General features: G+C 72.1%; 15 protein-coding genes. 11 read left to right on the top strand and 4 right to left on the bottom strand.

What is annotated here, in order from left to right; all coding sequences use genetic code 11:
* Positions 1-84: 84 nt before the first annotated feature.
* Together AC069X_RS17480 and AC069X_RS17475 are read right to left on the bottom strand one after the other, a co-directional pair.
* The gene (locus tag AC069X_RS17480; protein ID WP_478729449.1) at positions 85-1,596 is read right to left on the bottom strand and encodes a DUF4246 domain-containing protein; all 1,512 of its coding nucleotides are present in this window, start codon (positions 1,594-1,596) and stop codon (positions 85-87) included.
* 99 nt (positions 1,597-1,695) lie between these two features.
* The gene (locus AC069X_RS17475; RefSeq protein WP_478729499.1) at positions 1,696-3,567 is read right to left on the bottom strand and encodes a diacylglycerol/lipid kinase family protein; all 1,872 of its coding nucleotides are present in this window, start codon (positions 3,565-3,567) and stop codon (positions 1,696-1,698) included.
* A 277-nt stretch (positions 3,568-3,844) separates the two neighbouring features.
* Between AC069X_RS17475 and AC069X_RS17470 the strand changes: the two genes are divergently transcribed.
* From AC069X_RS17470 to AC069X_RS17435, 8 genes are all read left to right on the top strand, one after another.
* Positions 3,845-6,448 (top strand): winged helix-turn-helix domain-containing protein, encoded by a 2,604-nt coding sequence (locus AC069X_RS17470; RefSeq protein ID WP_478729448.1) that lies wholly within the window; start codon positions 3,845-3,847, stop codon positions 6,446-6,448.
* Between the two features lie 125 nt (positions 6,449-6,573).
* Entirely contained in the window at positions 6,574-6,771 is a 198-nt protein-coding gene (locus tag AC069X_RS17465) for a hypothetical protein (protein WP_478729447.1), read from the top strand.
* A gap of 51 nt (positions 6,772-6,822) precedes the next feature.
* A complete protein-coding gene (locus AC069X_RS17460; protein ID WP_478729446.1) occupies positions 6,823-8,232 on the top strand; it encodes a DUF2252 domain-containing protein in 1,410 nt (469 codons plus the stop codon).
* A 49-nt stretch (positions 8,233-8,281) separates the two neighbouring features.
* Positions 8,282-8,410, top strand: coding sequence for a hypothetical protein (locus AC069X_RS17455; protein ID WP_478729445.1), 129 nt, complete (start codon positions 8,282-8,284; stop codon positions 8,408-8,410).
* An 86-nt stretch (positions 8,411-8,496) separates the two neighbouring features.
* Entirely contained in the window at positions 8,497-9,498 is a 1,002-nt protein-coding gene (locus tag AC069X_RS17450) for a hypothetical protein (protein WP_478729444.1), read from the top strand.
* 539 nt (positions 9,499-10,037) lie between these two features.
* The gene (locus AC069X_RS17445; RefSeq protein WP_478729443.1) at positions 10,038-11,393 is read left to right on the top strand and encodes a dsDNA nuclease domain-containing protein; all 1,356 of its coding nucleotides are present in this window, start codon (positions 10,038-10,040) and stop codon (positions 11,391-11,393) included.
* The gene (locus tag AC069X_RS17440; RefSeq protein ID WP_478729442.1) at positions 11,390-11,962 is read left to right on the top strand and encodes a hypothetical protein; all 573 of its coding nucleotides are present in this window, start codon (positions 11,390-11,392) and stop codon (positions 11,960-11,962) included. The genes AC069X_RS17445 and AC069X_RS17440 overlap by 4 nt, the downstream gene beginning before the upstream one ends.
* Position 11,963: 1 nt before the next feature.
* Positions 11,964-13,898, top strand: coding sequence for a hypothetical protein (locus tag AC069X_RS17435; protein WP_478729441.1), 1,935 nt, complete (start codon positions 11,964-11,966; stop codon positions 13,896-13,898).
* Between the two features lie 223 nt (positions 13,899-14,121).
* Here AC069X_RS17435 and AC069X_RS17430 read toward each other — a convergent pair whose 3' ends face one another.
* Together AC069X_RS17430 and AC069X_RS17425 are read right to left on the bottom strand one after the other, a co-directional pair.
* Positions 14,122-15,396 (bottom strand): MFS transporter, encoded by a 1,275-nt coding sequence (locus AC069X_RS17430; RefSeq protein WP_478729440.1) that lies wholly within the window; start codon positions 15,394-15,396, stop codon positions 14,122-14,124.
* Positions 15,393-16,763: an MBL fold metallo-hydrolase gene (locus tag AC069X_RS17425; protein ID WP_478729439.1), complete on the bottom strand. Its 1,371-nt coding sequence runs from the start codon at positions 16,761-16,763 to the stop codon at positions 15,393-15,395. Before AC069X_RS17425 ends, AC069X_RS17430 begins: the two co-directional genes overlap by 4 nt.
* Positions 16,764-16,849: 86 nt before the next feature.
* Between AC069X_RS17425 and AC069X_RS17420 the strand changes: the two genes are divergently transcribed.
* From AC069X_RS17420 to AC069X_RS17410, 3 genes are all read left to right on the top strand, one after another.
* A complete protein-coding gene (locus tag AC069X_RS17420) occupies positions 16,850-17,527 on the top strand; it encodes an ArsR/SmtB family transcription factor (RefSeq protein WP_478729438.1) in 678 nt (225 codons plus the stop codon).
* Positions 17,524-18,690, top strand: coding sequence for a cysteine desulfurase family protein (locus AC069X_RS17415; protein ID WP_478729437.1), 1,167 nt, complete (start codon positions 17,524-17,526; stop codon positions 18,688-18,690). Before AC069X_RS17420 ends, AC069X_RS17415 begins: the two co-directional genes overlap by 4 nt.
* Before the next feature lie 377 nt (positions 18,691-19,067).
* On the top strand, positions 19,068-19,295 hold the full coding sequence (locus AC069X_RS17410; RefSeq protein WP_478729436.1) for a hypothetical protein: 228 nt from the start codon (positions 19,068-19,070) through the stop codon (positions 19,293-19,295).
* Positions 19,296-19,457: the final 162 nt, after the last annotated feature.

Genomic DNA, 19,457 nt, shown 5'->3' with positions numbered 1-19,457 from the left:
TCCGGGTCCGGTTCCGGGTCCGGGTCCGGCGCACGACGCGGTGCCGTGCGGCCGCCCGGAGGCCCGGGCCGGGACGGGCGGGGGTCAGTGCTCGCAGAGGGAGAACTCCCGTTCGTAGAGCTGCTCGTTGTGCTCGTCCACGAAGAACTTGCGCTCCCGCATGAGCTGCTCGCGGTACTCCTTCGCCTGTTCGAGCGTCATGGTCGAGGTGGCGGCCCACGGCTGCTGCGGCGGCACGTCGGACGTCGAGACGATCCTCTCGGAGGGGTCGACGAGGAAGAACGCGAGGATCTTGCGGTGACCCGGGCGGGTGGCGTCCGCGAGGCGGAACGGGCCGACGCGGTGCTGGAGGACGTTCGGGAACGCCAGGCAGCGGCCGGCCGGGGTCGCCGCCGATCCCAGTACCTGGCTCAGCGCCTCCTCGTTCTCCAGGCCGTAGACCTCGCGCACACCGTCGTCGTCGTTCTGTTCGTAGTCCGGATCGTCGAGAGCCGCCCGGAAGGCCAGCCGGCTCTCGGTGATGTTCTCGCTGTCCCAGTAGTAGATGCCGGTCGAGACGATCCGCTCGTTCAGCATCCCCTCGACGTGCCAGGAGCCGCCGGCGTACGCGGGGTCGTCCGGGGTGAGGTGGATGGTGGCGAGCTTGACGATGACCTGGAGGCCCCGGCCGCGCAGGCCTGCCCGGGCGGACGCGTCGGGCACCTCCGGCGCGGTGAACGCCGGGGCGTCCGGGACGGCCAGGGTGCGGTTCTCGTACCACTCGTCGTGTGCCCGGAACCACTCCCGACGGGCCTCCGCGAAGGCCTCGTCATCGGCGTGGGCGGCCCGGTTCGGGTACGCCGGCGCCGAGCCGTACCACCCGCGGGGGTCCGCCTCGATCCGCAGGGGCCTCGGATGGCGCAGATCGGTGAGCACGTTCTCCAGGAGCGGGAGCATGCGCGCGAACAACTCCGGCAGGACGGAGAGCAGTTCGCGGTGCTTCTCGGGGTGGACGTTGTTCACGTACGAACGGAACGAGACGTCGCCGCCGGCACTGACGTCGACGTCCGTGGGCAGCCACTGGAACTTCTCCGAGAACTCGTACTTCGCGTAGTCCTTCGCAGCCGGGTTCCGCCACGCCTCCTCGGGCCCGCCGCTCGCCTCCCGCACCAGGCAGAACAGCGAGGGATGCACCAGGTCCAGGACCTGGCCGCCGGATCCGGGATGCCAGTCCCGCTCCGCCTCGGGGATCTCCTCCAGCACCCGGACCGCCTCGCGGAGCCGGTCCCGGAGCGCGTCGTCGACGAGCGCGTCGGACTGCCACACCCCGTCGACGGCGGACACCTCGACGCCGGTCTCCGGGTCCCGCAGCGCGGCGTAGTACGCGAGTTCGTCGAGCACGTAGCGGATCTGCGCCTCGGTGAGGCCCTGGGCGAGCGCCTCCCGCGTCCACCTGGCGACGATGCCGGCGTCGTTCATCTTCTCGAACCACCCCGCCTTCGCCCGGATGTGCGCACTGCACTCCGTCATCTGGAGTTCCCGCAGCGTCCGGGGCGGCGCGAACGATATGGAGCGGGACGATCGGAAAGGCAGCGGGAATGCGGTCGAGCCAGTCACTTCTCTCGGTCTTCCTGGTCGGCGTGCGGTGGCGGGAAGGATACTTCAGCCTCCGGACGCACCGGGGCGCCCGGGCGGGGCGCCACCGCTGCGGAGGCCTCAGTGGGACAGGGCCGTCTTGGCGGCCACGATCACCGCGCCGAGTACCAGGTTGACCGCGGCGGACGCGGCGACCAGGCGGCGGGGCGCCCCCGCGCGCACGGCTCCGGCGACCGCCCAGCCGATCTGGCCGCACAGGGCGACGGCGAACGCCAGCCACACCGTCCCCCCGAGGTCCAGCCCGAGCAGGGGACTGATCGCCACGGCGGCGGCCGGAGGCACCGCGGCCTCGACGATCGACCGCTCGTCCCGGCACACCGCCCGGAACTCGCGCCAGGTCAGGTGCCCCTCGGTCAGCGAGAGGCCGAAGAGGTGGGCGTAGACGTGGGCGCCCCAGAACACGAAGCCGGTCAACAGCAGCAGCACGCTCAACTCCACCCGGGGGTAGTGCCCGAGGGTGCCCGCCCCGACGATCACGGAGGCGGCCAGCAGCGACCCGTAGACGGCGCCCGTGTAGTCGACCGGCGCCCGGTCCGGAGAGCGCCGCCAGTGCCAGTGCCGCTTGCGGGCCCCGGCCGCACCGGGCTCCTCCCGCGCCGTCGCACCGGGGCCGCCCGCGGGCCCGGCGGGCGGGCCCGGCCGGCGGCCGCCCGCCGCCCGGCCCATCGTCAGGGCCAGTCTGCGCACCCCGGCCCAGTCCATCGGGACGCCCGCGGGGTTGCCCGGCCGGTCCCTCGGTACGACGACGCGCAGCGCGCCGGGCTCGACACGGCAGCGCACCGGGGCCGGTACCACGAGCGGCTCGCCGTCGATCCCGACGCGCACGAACGGCGCGTCCGAGTCCACCAGTACCTCGCGGGCGGTCACCGCGGTCAGTCCCGCGGAGTACCGGCCGCGCAGGATGCCCGCGGCTTGGGCGGCGTTGTCCACCTTCACCCCGAGGACCCCGAGGACGCCCGCGTCGAGCCGGCTGCGCCGGCCCAGGCCCGCCGTGTCACCCGTTCCGTAGGGGTTGTTGCTGACCAGCACCGCCTGCGGGTCCTCCACGGTGGTGCCTCCGGCGCGGACCGTCAGCCGGGGGCCGGTGTGGCGCGCCAGCAGGTCCGGCAGCAGGCTCAGCGTCGTACGGATCTTGTCGTCGCGGTACGCCGGGCTCTGCACCACCTCGGCGTAGGTGCCGAAGGAGGCGTTGTTGACGAACGCGCGGTCCCCGAGCCGGCCCAGGTCCACCAGCAGTTCGATGCCGTCGGTGAGCGCGTCCAGACAGGCCGACGGGTCGCGCCGGTCCAGCCCGAGGTCCATGGCGAAGTGGTTGCGGGTGCCGGCGCTGATGACCAGGAACGGCACCCCGCGCTCCGCGGCGACATCGGCGACCAGGGCCTGCGTGCCGTCGCCCCCCGCGACCCCGAGGAGATCGGCGCCGCCGTCCACGGCGCGGCGCGCGAGCTCCGCGACGCCCTCGTGGCGGTCGGGGTCGAGCAGGACCACCTCCGCACCCAGTGCCTCGGCCTTCTCCCGGAGGCGGAAGGCGGCGACCTTCCCTCCCCCGGACCTCGGGTTCATGATCAGGAACGGGTGGCGTGGCGCCGGCGCCGGACGCCCCGGCATGCGGGACCGCCCCTCGTCGGCCAGGGCCGACCGCCCGGTCCCCACGGCCAGCGCCCACAGGGCCACCGAGCACAGCACGACCCCCAGGAGCTCCGCGCGTACGTACGACACGGTCACGGCGACGGGCGCTGCCACGGCCAGGGCCAGGGCGAACCAGCGGACCGGCCCCCGGTGCGCCAGGAACAGCCACAGGGCCGCCGCGGTGACGGCCACCCCGGCCAGTCCCACCGCCACCAGGACGATGCCCCGCAGTCCGGCGAAGACCAGCATGACGACCAGCGCCGCCACGCCCGCCAGCAGCGCCACCCGGGCCTTGGCACGCATGCTCACGCAGCCCACCTCCACTCGCGCGACACCGTCCCCCGTCCCACGTCCCCCGCCACCCGTCCATTGGCGACCGGGACCCGGCCGGTCCGCATCGCCCGGGCCGGGCGATGTGCGCGGTGTGCGATCAAGACGGCGGGACGTGACCATGGGAGGGCAGTGCTCGGGGCCCCGTCACCGCCCGGCAGCGGCTCCGGCGGCGGGGAGCGGACACGAACACGAGGGCCGGGAGATGTGGCCCCGCCGGTGCCGAGCCGCTCCACCGGGGGTAGACCTCATGACCGTCCCGCCGGCCGGCGACCCCTTGCTCGCCGCCAAACTCGCCGTCCCCTGCCAGGTCCCCGGTTTGGTGCGCCGCCAGCGGCTGCTGAACCGGCTCACCCTGGGGACCGGGGGACCGCTGACGGTGATCACCGGAGCGCCCGGCGTCGGGAAGACCGTCCTGGCCGCCTCGTGGGCCCGGTCCGCGTCCGCGCCCGGCCCGGTGGTCTGGCTGACGCTCGACGAGGGCGACACCCCGGGCGTCTTCTGGGCCTACGTCGTCGAGGGGCTCCGGCGTTCCGGGGAACTGGCGCGGGACGCCCTCGGCACACCCGTCTGCGCGGACGACGTCGACCGTTCGCTCCTGATCCGCCTCGCCTCCGCGCTCGAAGGCGCGCCCGGCCCGCTCGTGATGGTCGTCGACGGCCTCGAGAAGGCCCGGGGCACGGCCGTGCACGGCGGCTTGCGGTTCGTCTCGGAGCGCGCCGGCCCGGCCCTGCGGCTGGTCCTCATCAGCAGGGAGGACCCGCCGCTGCCGATGCACCGCTACCGGGCCGAAGGCCGCCTCCACGAGATCCGGGAGCACGACCTGGCCTTCACCCGGCGCGAGGCGGTCCAACTGCTGCGGGGACCGGGGCCCGCCCCCGAGGACCACGTCGTGGACCTCCTCCTGGACCGCACCGAGGGCTGGGCCGCGGGCCTGCGCCTGTGCGCCCTCGCCATGGCGCGCTCCGGGGACCCGGCCGCCTTCGCCCGTTCCTTCACCGCGTCCGAGCAGGCGGTGTCCGACTACCTCCTCACCGAAGTCCTCGCCGTCCAGCCCGAGCCGGCCCGCGAACTGCTGCTGCGCACGGGCATCCTGAACCGCGTCCACCCCGGCCTCGCCGCGGCCCTGACCGGGCGGACCGACTCCGGCCGCATCCTGCAGGACCTGGCCCGCCGCCACGCGTTCGTGGAACCGCTCCCGGGCACCCGGTGGTACCGCTTCCACCCGCTGTTCGCCGAGGTCCTGCGCGCCCACCTGCGCAGCAGGCAGCCCGAGCTGGAACCCCTGCTGCACCGCCGGGCCGCCCGCTGGTACGCCGAACAGGACCGCGGCGCCGAGGCGGTGGACGAGGCCGCCGCGGGCGGCGACTGGAGCTTCGCCGCGGCCCAGACCGTACGGCACCTGCTGGTCGGCCCCATCCTCGCCGGCTCCGCCTCCTCCCCGTCCGCCGACACCTTCTCCCGCATGCCCGCCGACACCCCCGGTGCCCGGCCGGCCCTCGTCGCCGCAGCCTGCTGCATGGCCCGCCAGGACGCCGAGGGCTGCCGCTCCCGGCTCGCCCGCGCCGAGGAGGGACCGGACGGCGCCGGCCCGGAGACAGCACCGGCCGACCGGCTCACCGCCGCCCTCCTGCATCTGCTGTCCGCCCCCGGCCCCGCCGACGGGGCCGCGGACCGGATCACCGCACTCCTGGCGCGGGTACCGGCCGAGGAGCGCGTCCGGCACCCCGAGATGGAGCCGCTGCGCCTCTACGGCCAGGCGTGCGCCCGGCTGCGCGGCGGCCGCCTGCAGTCCGCCCGGGACGGTCTCGAAGAGGCGGTCCGGGCCTGTTCCGGCGACGCCACGGTGCTGCTGCGCCACCGGTGCCTGGGACGGCTGGCCCTGGCCGACGCCGTCGCCGGAGCACTGACCCTCGCCGAGGAGCACGCGGCGGCCTCCCTGGCCATCGCCGACCAGCACGGCATCCCCGATTCCCACCGCTCCGGTGTGGTCGGTCTGGCGCTCGCCGCCGTGGCCGTCGAACGGGAGCAGTTCGCCGCGGCGGCCGTGCAGCTGGGCCGCGCCGAACTGCTCGCGGACACCCACCGCGACCCCGACCTCCGGATCGAGCGGTCGGTGCTCCGTGCGCAGCTGGAGACCGCCCGGGGCCGCTGGGACGCCGCCCGCGGCCTCGTCGACGGCCACCTCGGCGAAGCGGCCGCGCCCCCGCCCGGGCCGGCCGCGCGCCTCGCCGTGGCCTATGCCACCGCGGCCCTGGCCCGGGGCGACGTCGAGGCGGCGGCCACCGCCCTGCACCGGGTTCCGGCGGAGGACGGCCCGCCCTCGCACACCGTGGCCCTCGCGCAGGTGAGCGCGGCCGCAGACCACCCCGTACAGGCCCTGCGGCTGATCGAGACCGCGGAGGAGTCCGATGCGGCGACCCTGCCCGACCGGGTCCGCCTGGCACTCCTGCGCGCCCACCGCGCGCTCCTCGACGGGCACGAGGACACGGCCCGCACCCTGCTCGTGCAGGCCCTCGACACGGCACGCCCCGAAGGGCTCCGGCGGCCCTTCACGGAGGCCGGCCCCTGGGTCCGGCACCTGGCCGCCGGCCTCAACGGGCGCAGCGCCTCCTACGCGTGGCTCGCCACCCCGCACGCCCCTGCCGAGCACCGGGCGGTCGAGGAGCTGAGCCGCCGCGAGCGGGAGGTCCTCCGGCAGGTGGCACGCATGATGTCCACCGAGGAAGTCGCCGCCGAGCTGCACCTGTCGGTCAACACCGTCAAGACCCACCTGCGCGGCATCTACCGCAAGCTGTGCGTCTCCCGCCGCCGCGACGCGGTGGAACGCGCCCGCGCACTGCACATGCTGTGACACCGCGGGCACCCGCGCGGCCCCTCCTCACCTGCCACGGGTGAAGTGCGCCGGCGGGCCGCAGACCACCCTGGACGAGGCGGGCCCTACGGGATGCGACGACCGGGAGGGAAGGACGGCTGCCCATGCGCTACGAATTTCGGATCAACGGCCACGTTTCCGAGCCGGTGGCCCACGCGTTTCCGGAACTCAGCGAGTCGCCGGCGGCCCGCCAGACCCTCTTCTTCGGCACCGTGACGGACGAGGCGCACCTCTACGGCCTGCTCGGACGGTTCCGGGACCTGGGGCTGCACGTCGAGGAGATGCGACGTCTGCCCGACTGACCGGGCAGGGTCGCCCAGGACCCACCCACGCAGGCAGGAGGCGGCAGCACCGTGACCACGTCCGCGGTCCCCCCGGGGGACGCCCTCACACCGGCAGAGCGAGCCGAGCGCGGCAAGCGGGCGCGCGGCCGCGTACCCCGCTCCCGGCAGGCGTGGTTCGATCCGGACGAGGACCGGCCCGACCCCGTGGAGGTGCTGCTGGCCCAAGCCGCGACGCGGGTGCCGGAGCTGGTTCCCATCCGGCACGGGCGCATGCTGACCTCGCCCTTCCGCTTCTACCGCGGTGCCGCCGCCGTCATGGCCGCCGACCTCGGACGGGCGCCCCACACGGGCCTGACCGTACAGCTCTGCGGGGACGCCCACGTCATGAACTTCGGCCTCTTCGCCTCGCCCGAGCGCTCCCTCGTCTTCGACGTCAACGACTTCGACGAGACGCACCCCGGCCCCTTCGAATGGGACGTCAAACGGCTCGCCGCGAGCCTCGCCGTCGCCGGCCGCGACAACGGGTTCACACCGCAGGAGCGGGCCGCCCTCGTGGGCGAGGCCGCCTCGGCGTACCGGCGGCGGATGCGGCGCCTCGCCGAGATGCGCGTCCTGGACGTCTGGTACGCCCAGGACGACTCCGAGGACCTCCGCCTGATCGCCGCACAGGGCGGCGACCGCATCCTGCGCCGCACGGACCGGACCCTGGCCAAGGCCCGCACCAAGGACCACCTCCAGGCCCTCGCCAAGCTCACCCACCGCGTCGACGGGAAGCTGCGCATCGCGCCCGACCCGCCCCTGATCGTGCCCCTGTCCGACCTGCTGGACGACTCCGCCCGCACGGACCAGGACACCGCCGTGCGCGCCCTCGTCGAGGCCTACGCCCGGAGCCTCGCCCCCGAACGCCGCGAACTGCTCGCGCGCTTCCGCCTGGTCGACATCGCCCGCAAGGTGGTCGGCGTCGGCAGCGTCGGCACGCGCTGCTGGATCATCCTGCTGACCGGCCGGGACGAGGACGACCCGCTCCTGCTCCAGGCGAAGGAGGCCCAGGAATCCGTCCTCGCCCCGTACACCGCCCCGGCCGCCTACGAGAGCCAGGGCCGGCGCGTCGTGTCGGGGCAGCGGCTGATGCAGGCCACCAGCGACATCTTCCTCGGCTGGATGCGGGTCACCGGCATCGACGGCCTGGAGCGCGACTTCTACGTCCGCCAGCTGCTCGACTGGAAGGGCGGCGTCCCCGTGGAGACGATGCGTCCCGAGGGCCTGCGCCTGCTCGCCCGGGCCTGCGGCTTTTCCCTGGCCCGGGGCCACGCCCGCTCCGGCGACCCCGTCGCCATCGCCGCGTACCTCGGCATGAACGACAGCTTCGACCGGGCACTGACCGCGTTCGCCGAAACCTACGCCGAGCAGAACCTGCGCGACTACGACGCGCTCGTCGACGCCGCGCGGACCGGCCGCGTACCGACGGCGGAGGGCTGACCGGCCGCCTGCGGGCCACGCCGGCGGCACCGGACAGAGGGACGGCGACATGGATCCGACCGCCCCGGTCCCCACGATGAGGGCCGGGGCGCTGGCCCTGCTCGGCGTCCTCGCGGCCGCCCCGGGCGACGCCCGGCGGGCCGGCCGCGAGGCGGACCACCCCACCCGGGGCGGGTGAGGCGCGGGGCGGACGGTCGGGGGAGCGTGGAGCAGGACGGGCAGACGCCGCCCCGACACCGGGGCGGCGGCCCGACGGAGGCGAACGTGAACGACCCCGCATCCCACCGACCGCAGCGGGCGACCGGAGGAACGGAGGACGTGGTGGCCACCCCCGAGGGTGCGCCCGAGGCTCTCCTGCGCGCGGTCGTGCGCCGGCCGGAGCGGCTGCCCGAACTGCTCGCCGACTTCGCACGGCGGCACGCCGGACCGCGTGCCGCGCGAAGCGTGGCCCGGCTGCGCGCCGAGCGGCCCGGCGCCGACGCCGCCGCGCTCGGTGCGGAGACCGTCGAGCGCGGCATCCGCAGGACGGTCGGCGAGGGCGCCTTCGTCGGCGGCCCGTTCCTGATCTTCGTCCCGGCGGCGTTCTGCGCGGCGCTGCTCAGCCAGGCCCGCACGATGCTGGAGCTGGCCGCGCTCGCCGGACGTGATCCGACGGCGCCGAGACGGGCCGCCGAACTCCTGGTGATCCAAGGGGTCTACGCGGACGAGGACACCGCGGAGCGGGCCCTGACCGCCGACGCGGGCGGCGACCGCCGCCGGGCCGGTCCCCGCGAGGACGGCCCGCGGCGCCGCCGCTTCTCCACATCGGCCGCGCTGGTCCCGCGCATGGCCAAACTCCTCGGGCTGATGCCGCCCCGCCGCTCGGCCGGCCGCCCGAGCCCGCACGACCGTCTCGTCCTGCTGGGCCGCTGGGCCCTCCTGGGGGTGACGTTCCTGGTGGGCACGGTGGCTCCGCTGGTGTGGCTGCCCTACATGGCGGTGTCGTACCGCCGGGGGACCCGCCAGGTGCTGGCCCGCGCCGCGGCGTACTACCTCACCACCGCCCCGCCGCCGCGCGGCACCACCTACCGCCTGGACCCCGGCATGCCGGCCGCGGCCGCCCGGACCGTGGGCTTCGTCGCGCTCCCCCTGCTCCTGGTGGTGCTCGCCCGTCTCTACGACGTCCGCATCGCCGGCAGCACATGGCCGGTGGCGGGCATCGCCTTGATCGCGGCCTCCGTGGCGACGGGCGCGCTGTGGCACTACCGCCGCCGTCGCCCGGACTGACCGGCTCGCAGACCGTGCTCCCCTCGGCGGGGGAGGGGTCCGGCAGCATGCCGCACCGTGCGACCGCCTGTCCTTGGCTTGGAGAGGCCAACGTCTTCTCCAGGCCGCGGACTTCACTCGTCTAGAAGTAGCCGAGCTTCTTGGGGGAGTAGCTGACCAGGAGGTTCTTGGTCTCCTGGTGGTACCGCAGCCACACTCATGCTGACCAGGCAAAACGATGGTCGGCGCGGCCTGGCGGCGGGGGCTGGTCCGGGGATGGTCCGGATCTTGGTCGGGAGGTGTCGGCCAGGTGAGTGCTTCGGCTGTAGTGGAAGGGACTGGGGGCGATCGGGACCGGGTGGGTCAGGGGTGGGCTGCGAAGACCAGGCGGAGTCGGCAAGTCCCGTACACAGGCGTCTGCCGAGCCGAACCAAGCTCGACCCCCGGGGCCTCGAATGTGATCGGCCGGTTACGGAGTGCATGGGTGCTGTGGTAAGTGTGGTGATCTTCCGCCGTCGGCCCTGAGGTCGTGCCTCCAGCGGCGGGGTGGGGGGTATGTGATGACAGCTGAGGCTGAAGTGACAGAGGATGCAGAGTCCGATGAAGGGTTCGTGCACCCGATCTTCCTCGTTGCCCCTCATGAGGACAGCGGGGCGGACACTCTGGGCAACTACCGCTATCAGGCGGAGGTCGCGGCCCAGATCTGTGTGGCGCTGCTCACGGAGGATTCCGTCGAAGCGGTGGTCTGCGAGTGGCACGAGGACTTCGTCGTCTCGTACGCGGACGGTTCGGTCGAACTCGTATCCGTGAAGCATCGTGGAAAGCGGCGCAACCCCTGGAACGTGGCGGATCTTTGCAAGGACGGAGGCCTGGCGCACCTTTTCGATCGCTGGCGTGCGTGCGATGGCCTGAGCAACGTCCGGCTGCGTCTTGCCACGAACGCGGGCCTCACAACAGGCAGGGGCGGCGCTACAACCCTGAAGGCGATGTGCGGCCCCGACCCGCGCATCACATCTGGGGTGGACGACATGGTCACTGCCGTCGCGCAGTACCTCTTGAAGGTCCGGTGGAGGCAGCCCTACGCCACGATTCCCGAAGTCCCGCAGGTTTCCAGGCTCGCCGACATTGCCATACCGGACGGCTTCACCGACTCCGTCAGGCTCTTCTTCGGCGCGCTGCACATTGACGATGAACTTCCGTCGCGCCGGCACATCACTGACGTCAATCTCCAGAGCCTGCTGATTCCTGCGATCGCTACCCTGCAGCGGGACCACGTGGATGTCGAGGCCACCTACCGCGCATTGATCGAGCGCATCGAGCAGTCGAACCGTGACGAGAGCGACCGTGGGCAGCTTGCTGTCTACATCGCCGACCCGACGAGGGTCCTGCACAGTGTGCAGATCCAGCGGCGCATCGCGAGGCGCCGACTCACCAAGGCCACGGTCCTCGACACGTTCGTCTCCAGCCGCTCCGTCGTGCCTACCTTCGCCCGTGGCCAGTTGCCGATTGTCGCCCCGGGCGGGGGTAAATTGCGCAAGAAAATGGCCCGCGGTCGAATTCCGGCGGACGAGGCCGCCCACGCCGAACGCCTTCGCTCAGCTTGGTATGTCGCCTGGTCCCAACACCGGTCTGGCCTGGCGGGAGACACCACGGAGCTCGCCAACGCGAGCTTTGAGGTTCTGGACACGGTCTTCGCCTGCCGCGAGCAGGCGGAAGACGAGGCGCCGGACGGCGCACCCTACGGGCAGCGCATGAACCAGCTTATGACGCGGCACCTGACACCAGACGAACTTGGTGCAGGGCTCCCGTTTCCCGTCAATGGCCGGCATCTGCGGGGTCTGGCCTACCAACTCTGTGACGACTGCGACTTCTACTTCTCCGACGTGTTCAACCCCTCTGAGGAGGAGGCGTCGTGACAAGCGCCGGGGACCGTCTGGTGGCGACCGCGCGCCTCAGGGACCGGGCCCGTAGGCAGGAACAGCGGGAGGCGCACTACCACGAGGCCCGTGTACTGCTGCTGGTCGACCGTTTCACCGGGCCAAAAAGAGGCCTGGACGGTCTCACGAAGCTCGCCAAGCTCGACTTCCTGCTGCGCTACCCAGCCATGCTCGAGCGACTCCTGGTCGAGGACGGCATCGCGTGGCCCGCCGGAGCCGAACCCACCTCCGCTGAGCGCCTGTCCGTCGAGAGCCGGATGACCCGCTACAAGTACGGCCCGTGGGACCACCGCTACTACACCGTCCTGGGATCCCTGGCCGCCCGCGACCTGATCGCCTATGGCGCGACTGACCGGGCCGAGTTTCGCATCACGGCCTCCGGCGCGGTCGCTGCGGCAATGCTCGAAGAAACAGACGAATGGGCTGTGGTGGCGAAGCGTATCGCTCTCCTCAGGAAGCACTTCAACAAGTCGGGCACGACGCTGAAAACGCTCATCTACGACCGTCTGCCGGACGCGGTCGACAGGCCCTGGCGGACGGAGATCTGAAATGGCAGTCCACCTTCGATTTCGATCCCTCACCGTCACCACCGCCAACGCCGAAAGGACCTACCGCTTCGACGGGCCAGCCACCGTCGTCAGCGGCCCCAGCGGCACCGGCAAGTCCAGCCTCCTGATGCTGCTGAAACACGTGGTGGGTGGCAAAGCCGTACTGACCCCGGCCGTCCGCGATCACGTCCTATCGGCCCAGGCCGAGGTTGTCATCGGAGAGCAGCACGTGATCCTCAAGAGGACCGTGAACGACGCCCGCTCCGGTCAGGTCGACGTTCTGGACCCGGGGACCCTGGTCACACGCAACACCTTCGCCGTACAGGCAGACAGCGACCTACCGCCCTTGTCGGACTACCTTCTGGCGGCCCTGGACTTCCCCCGCGAGACCATCCCGTCCAGCCGGGACGGTAAAGCCACGACGCGGGACCTGAAGTTCACCGACCTCTTCGCCTACGTGTACCGGGAAGCCCGCAACATCGACCGAGAAGTCGTGGGACACCTCGACACCTGGTTCAACACCAAACGCACCGCCCTGTTCAAGCTGATGTTCGCGCTCACCGACAGCACCGTGCTGGAACTCAGCCGGCAACTGGGCGAACTCAAGGAAGAGCTCCGCAAGAAGACCGACGAGTACGAGACCGTCAAGAATTTCCTTGGTGCGACGGACCCCCGCACCGAGGGCCAACTGCGAGCCGAGCTCACCAGTCTTCGAGACATGCTGCAGCGAGCCGATGCCAGGCTGGCCTCCCTGCGCCACGAACTGGAGGAGAACACCGCAGCCGACGCCGTCCTTCGCCAAGACCTGCGCGCAGCAGTGGACAGTGCTCGCGAGGCAGCCCAAGAAGTCCATGCGGCACAGGAGCTCGTGGAAGCACGGGCAGCGGTCGTCGCCCAGGTCGAGCTCGACTTGTCCCGGCTCGACCGCTCCACCACCGCCATCGAGAAGTTGTCGCCCTTCGACTTCGTTGTCTGCCCTCGTTGCATGCAGCGACTCGGCACCCGGCCCGTTCCCGAAGACCACTGCGTGGTGTGCCTGCAGCACGACCCGCACGACCAGGATGTTGATCCCGCTGCGGTCGCGCAGACCCGAAGGACCCTGGAGCTTCAGCTCCAGGATGCCCAGGCCGTACTCGAATCCGATAGCGGTGTCCTGGAGGCCGCGCAACAGAGGGCCCAGCAAACCGACTTCCTCGCGCACAGTCTGCGCCGCCAACTCGACGCGCAGACGCGAGACCTCGTGGCGCCCCGCTTCGACGCCATCGCAGACGCCAGTGCCCGCGCGGCTTCGCTCAGGGCGGCCATCGACGCCGTGACCCAGCTACGGGACTCCTGGTCGCGGGCACACGCCATCGAACGCGACGTTCGAGCCATCAAGGCACAGCGGGCCACTGCAACGGCCGAAAGGAAGGCCCGCACAGCCGAACTCGCGGCGCGCCAGACGCTTGTGAGCGACCTCAGCCGGGACTTCAACACGATGATCTCCCAGCTGCGCCCCGCGCCGTGGATCCAGTCCGCGGCCATTGACCCGTCGTCGTACCTGCCCGTAGTCGACAATGTCTCGTTCGAGAGCCTCCAGGCCGACGGCGGGGGCATCGTGACCTGCATCAACGTTGCGTACAGCCTCTCCCTGCTGGAATTCGGCATCACGCATCCAGACGTCCGAGTGCCGTCGATGCTGATCATCGACTCCCCGAGAAAGGCATCAGGGACCAACCTCGACGACCAGGCACGGGGCCATCGGACCTACCAGCGCTTTCAAACACTCGCCGAGGCCCACGGCTCCCAGGTTCAGCTGATCATCGCCGACAACGACTCGGCGCCGATCCCGGGCGCAGCCTTCGGCAAGATCGAACTTGGCTACGACAACCCCTTCGTCCCAGGCGTAGCCCACCCCGGACCGGAGCACGCTCATCGCGCTGAAGACGAATCGTGATCCACGGTGTGGGCAGGTCCTGAACGGTTCCCGAACCTCAGCCGTGACCGAGGCAAGTTCGGGTCACCCGCCGCCATCGTGAACGGCGGCGGCGACCTTCAGTCGTCCGCCAGAGCGAGGGGCGGCGGTAGCCGCGCGAGGCCTGGAACGTGGCCCGGATCGGGGGCGGGGTTGATGCTGCTCGGCTCGGGAGACCCCCGCAGGCCGCTGCCCGTTGCTCCGGTCAGCGGTCAGCGGGGTGTTCCGTGATCCAGCGGGCCGCGAGGAGGCCGGAGCCGGCGGTGAGTACGGCTGCCGCGATGACGGTGGCGTTCAGTCCGAAGGCGTCGGCGAGGATGCCGGCGACGAGGGCTCCGGCGGCGTAGCCGATGTCGCGCCAGAAGCGGTAGGTGCCGAGGGCGTTGGCTCGCCAGGCGGGGTGGGAGTGGTCGGATACGGAGGCGATCAGCGCCGGGTAGACCATGGCGGTGCCCAGGCCGAGGAAGACGGCGGAGAGGATTCCGGCGAGCAGGGGCCGATCCAGGAGGGCGAGGGCGAGGACGAAGCCGACGGACTGGACCAGCATGCCGGTGACGATCAGGGGCTTGCGGCCGATGCGGTCCGCGAGGTGCCCTGTAGGAATCTGGCCGAGGCCCCACAGGATCGGGTAGAGGCCCTTGATCAGGCCGACCGCGGCGAGCCCGAGTCCGTGGTCGGTGAACAGGAGGGGGAAGACTCCCCAGGTGAGGCCGTCGTTGAGGTTGTTGACCAGGCCGGCCTGGCTCGCGCCTCGAAGGGATCGGTTGCGCCAGGACGTCCGGGCGAACGTGGTCTTCAGGCCGGTGGCCTCGCCGGTGGGCAGGGGCTTGGAGTGATGGGCGAGTTCGAGGGCGACGTGGGCGGCTGTGTCGCGGACGACGAGGGAGAGGGCAAGGCCAGCGGCGACGAAGACGACGCCGATGAGTTCGGGGACCGGGCGCAGGCCGTAGGAAGTGGCGAGGTAGCCGGTAAGAAGGGCCGTGACCCCGACAGCGGTATAGCCGGCGGCCTCGTTGAGTCCGGTGGCCAGACCTCGCCGGGCGGGGCCGACGAGGTCGATCTTCATGTTGACGGTCATCGACCAGGTCAGGCCCTGGTTTAGACCGAGCAGGACGTTGGCGGCGACGATCCAGCCCCAGGACGGTGCCCAGGCGAGCGCGAAGGGGACGGGGATGCCGATCAGCCACCCGGCGAGCAGGAGCTGCTTGCGGCGGAAGCGGGCGGTCAGGGCGCCGGCGGCGAGGTTGGTCAGCGCCTTGGTGGTGCCGAAGGCGATGATGAAAGAGAAGACGGCGAGGTCGCTTGTGAGGCCGAAGGTCCCGGTGCCGATCAGCGGGACGGTGGTGCGTTCCAGGCCGACGAGGCCACCGACGCAGACGTTGACGACGACCAAGAGAGTGAACTGAAGCCAGTTCTCCCGTAGACCGAGGCGTACGGGGCGCCCGGCCGCATCGGTGGGCGCGGCGGTCGGAGCGTTCACGCGGTCCCGCCTTGAGCGAGCTGCTGTCCGTGGGCTGCCGCGTAGTCGGCGGGGCCACCGTTGAGTACGGCGATGTCGGTGTGGCCGGCGCGTTCGAGGAGGCTGGCGGCGGTCATCGCCCGCTCGCCGTGGCCGCAGGCCACGACCGCACCCTCGGGCGCGTCGAGGGCGGCAGCTGCCAGCCCGCCGAGCTCGATGTGGACGGAGCCCCGGACGTGCCCGGCGGCAAACTCCGTGTCCTGCCGTACGTCGAGGTACGGACGGTCGGCGGCCTGGTCGGCCTTGACGAACGAAGTGGTGGACTGGGGGTTGTCGTCTGCCGCCCAGGCGGCCATGCCCCCGGCGAGGCGCCCCTCCAGTCGCTCGTAGCCGATCTTGTACGCCTGCCAGACGATCTCGGCGACGTCCTGGTCGTCGCCCGCGACGACCACGATCGGGGCGGTGTCGGGCAGGAGCCAGCCGAGCCAGGTGGCGAACTGGCCGCGCAGCGGGATGGAGAGGGATCCGGGGATGTGGCCGGCCGCGTAGTCGGCGGCCGGGCGTACGTCGACCACGTGGCCGCCGTCGGCCAGGAGGGCTTTCACCTGCCCGGCGTCCAAGGCGGGCAGCAGCGGGGCGGCGGTCAGGACGGCGGGCCCGCGCCGGTTGGCCTCCGCGAGCCGGTCGAAGTAGTCGGGGTACGAGCCGAGGCCGGCGACGAGCTGCCGGACGAAGGCGTCCTCGTCGGGGGCGGCGAGGAGTGGGTTGTTCTGCTTCTGCGCGCCGATGGTGGAGGTGCGCTCGTCGCCGCGTACGGCGGAGCAGAAGGAGCCGGCCCCGTGGGTGGGCCAGACCGCGGTGTGGTCCGGGAGCTCGGCCAGGCGACGGAGCGAGCGGTACTGGGCGCGGGCCAGCTCCTCGGTCCGGCCTGCGCCGAGGAGGTCGGTTCGGGCGGCCGAGTTCACGATCATCGAGCCGCCGGTGAAGACTCCCAGCTCGCGCACGCCGTCCAGGAGCAGGAAGGACAGGTGCTCGTCGGTGTGGCCCGGGGTGGCGAGGGCCCGCAGAGTCAGGCCGCCCAGGTCCGTCTCGTCCCCGTCACCGAGAGGGGTGTGCGTGAAGGACCGGTCTCCGGCGGCGGAGGCCAGTACCTGGGCGCCGTCGTCGTGGGCCAGCTGCGTGGCGCCGGAGAGGAAGTCGGCGTGCAGATGGGTGTCGGCGGCGAACGCCACGCGCAGTCCGCGCCGGGCGGCGACCGCATTGAGCGTGCGCAGGTCCCGGCTCGCGTCCACCGCGAGAGCCCGTCCATCCCCGAGGTCGACGAGGTAGGCGCTGTTGCCCAGCCCCTGGTCGACAAGGGGTATCAGGTGATCATCTGTGAAGCTCATGACGTGCCCTTTCACCTATGACGAGCATGCGGCGGCGAACTCCGTCCCGCTCAATTACAATAATCCATAGATCTTTGGAGGAAGCAATGTCGGATGCCGCCACCAGCCCCGCCAAGGCCGCGCTCTACGACGCCTTCGCCGCCACAGGCAAGGCTCTGGCCAGCGGAAAGAGACTGGAGCTTATTGATCTCCTCGCCCAGGGCGAGCGCACCGTCGACGCCCTGGCCAAGGCCTCCGGGCTGAACCTCACCACCGCCTCCGCCCACCTCCAGACCCTCAAGCAGGCCGGCCTGGTCGCCACCCGCCGCGACGGCGTGCGCATCCACTACCGGCTGGCCGGGGAGGACGTCGCCGCCCTGTACGCCCTCCTGCGCCGGGTCGCCCACGCCCACCAGGCGAAGGTCGAACCCGCCCGCACCGCCTACCTCGGTGACGAGCCCGGCCCCGAGGTCACCCGTGAGCAGCTCCTCGCCCGCGTCGAAGCCGGTGACGTGGTCGTCCTCGACGTACGCCCGGCCGAGGAGTACGCCGCCGGCCACATCCCGGGCGCCATCTCCATCCCCGTCGCCGAACTCGCCGACCGAATCGGTGAACTCCCCGACGGGGTCGAGGTGGTGGCCTACTGCCGGGGCGAGTACTGCGTCATGGCGCACGACGCCGTACGCCTGCTCGGCGACCGCGGCCGAAAGGCGGTCCGGCTCAGCGACGGCATGCTCGAATGGCGCCTGGCAGACCTCCCCGTCACTGCAGGAGCCGAGGAATGACCCTCCCGTCCCATCCAGGCCTCGCCGAAGGGCCGGTCTACCTGGACTACAACGCCACCACCCCCGTCGACCCGCGCGTCGCGGAGGCGATGGCACCGCACCTGACTACTTTCTTCGGCAACCCCTCCAGCAGTCATCCCTACGGAGCCGAACCCCGACGTGCCCTCGCCAGCGCCCGGGCGCAGGTCGCCGCCCTCATCGGCGGCCAGCCCGAGGAGGTCTTCTTCCCCGGCTCCGGCTCGGAGGCCGACCTGCTCGCCCTGCGCGGCGCGGTCCTCGCCTCCGGCCGCCCCCACCCGCACGTAATCACCCAGGCCACCGAGCACCCCGCGGTACTCGAAACCTGCCGTGCCCTCCAGCGGCTCCACGGTGCTCGGATCACGGTGCTGCCCGTGGACCGTACGGGCCTCGTGGCACCGGCCGACCTGGCGGCGGCGCTCACCGACGACACGGTCCTCGTATCGGTCATGGCCGCCAACAACGAGACCGGCGCCCTCCAGCCCGTAGCCGAGCTCGCCGCCCTCGCCCACGCGCGGGGTGCGCTGTTCCATTGCGACGCAGCTCAGGCTGCGGGCAAGGTCCCCCTTGATGTCCAGGACCTGGGGGTGGACCTGCTGACCATCGTCGGGCACAAGATGTACGCACCCAAGGGCGCAGCTGCACTGTACGTACGCGACGGTGTGGGGCTGGAGCCGGCCGTCTACGGCGGTGGGCAGGAGCATGGCCTGCGCGCGGGAACGGAGAACGTGGCCCTCGCCGCTGCCCTCGGCGCCGCGGCCGAACTGGCCGCCGGTGAACTGGCCGCCGGCGCCCCAGCCCGCGTCACGGCCCTGCGCGACGACCTCCATCAGCGGCTCACGGCTGCCCTTCCGGGCCGTGTCCACCTCAACGGGCCCGAGAAGGAGCGCCTGCCCAACACGCTCAACGTCAGCATCGACGGCATTCTCGGCCACGAACTGCTCGCCGCGGTCCCCGAGATCGCGGCCTCCACCGGCTCGGCCTGCCACAGCGGGGCCCACACGGCCTCACCGGTCCTGACCGCCATGGGCCTCGAGGCCGCCCGGGCACTCGGGGCGCTGCGGCTGTCGCTAGGCCGGTGGACCACGCAGGCAGAGGTCGAGACGGCGGCTGCGGTAATCGCCGTGGCTGCCGCGGGCCGGTGATCCAGGCCGGCATTGACCTGCCCGGGTAGGTCAGTGCGGCAGGATCTGGGTGACGCGCCACAGTCGGCGGGGCAGGTCGCCCTCTTCGAAGGGATGGACCTCCCTAAGTGTCCAGCCCTGCGCGAGGGAGTCGACCAGGTGGGGCGGGAAGAAGTGCACGGCGAATCCGCCGTGTTCGTGGATGTCGTCGCCGTGGGGGATGCCGGTGCCGTAGTGGGCGTCGCCGGTGTGGCGAACGCAAGTGGCTCACCGCGCTGGCCTCCCTCGGCGACCTGCTGCCGATGGAAGGCTTCGGCAAGCCCGGCGGACCCGGCGTGTTCTCCCTCTTCGCCCCTGATGCGGCGGCCGTCCTTCTGCGCGGAGCGGGCCTTCGCGGAGTGGGTGCCACGCATGTGTCGGCGTACGGGACGTGGGGGAGGGCCGCGGAGGACGCGGTGGGCTTCCTCCTGGACTCCGGACCTGGCCGCCACCTCGTCGCCCAGGCGGACGCCGGTGCCGGCGACGTCGCCCGTGCCCGCCTGACCGAACTGCTGCGGCCCCACGAGGCCGACGGTGCTCTGCGCCTGCGCAGCACGGGCTGGTTGCTCACGGCCACCGCTCCGTAAGCCTGATCATTTCCCGGGGTGGGCCGGTCTGCCTGCAACGAGCGATACACCCGTGGCCTTCACCGCGGACATGGGGCTCGGCGAGGGGGCCTGCATCGTTGCCTGCCGCCAGGGGTGCTCCATCCGCGCGCCGTACGCCGCAGGCTTTGTGCCCCTGTTCGT

This window comes from Streptomyces sp. NPDC043896 (genome assembly GCF_056435605.1).
The sequence above is the reverse complement of the archived record's forward strand: the minus strand, read 5'-3'. Positions and strand labels throughout refer to the sequence as shown.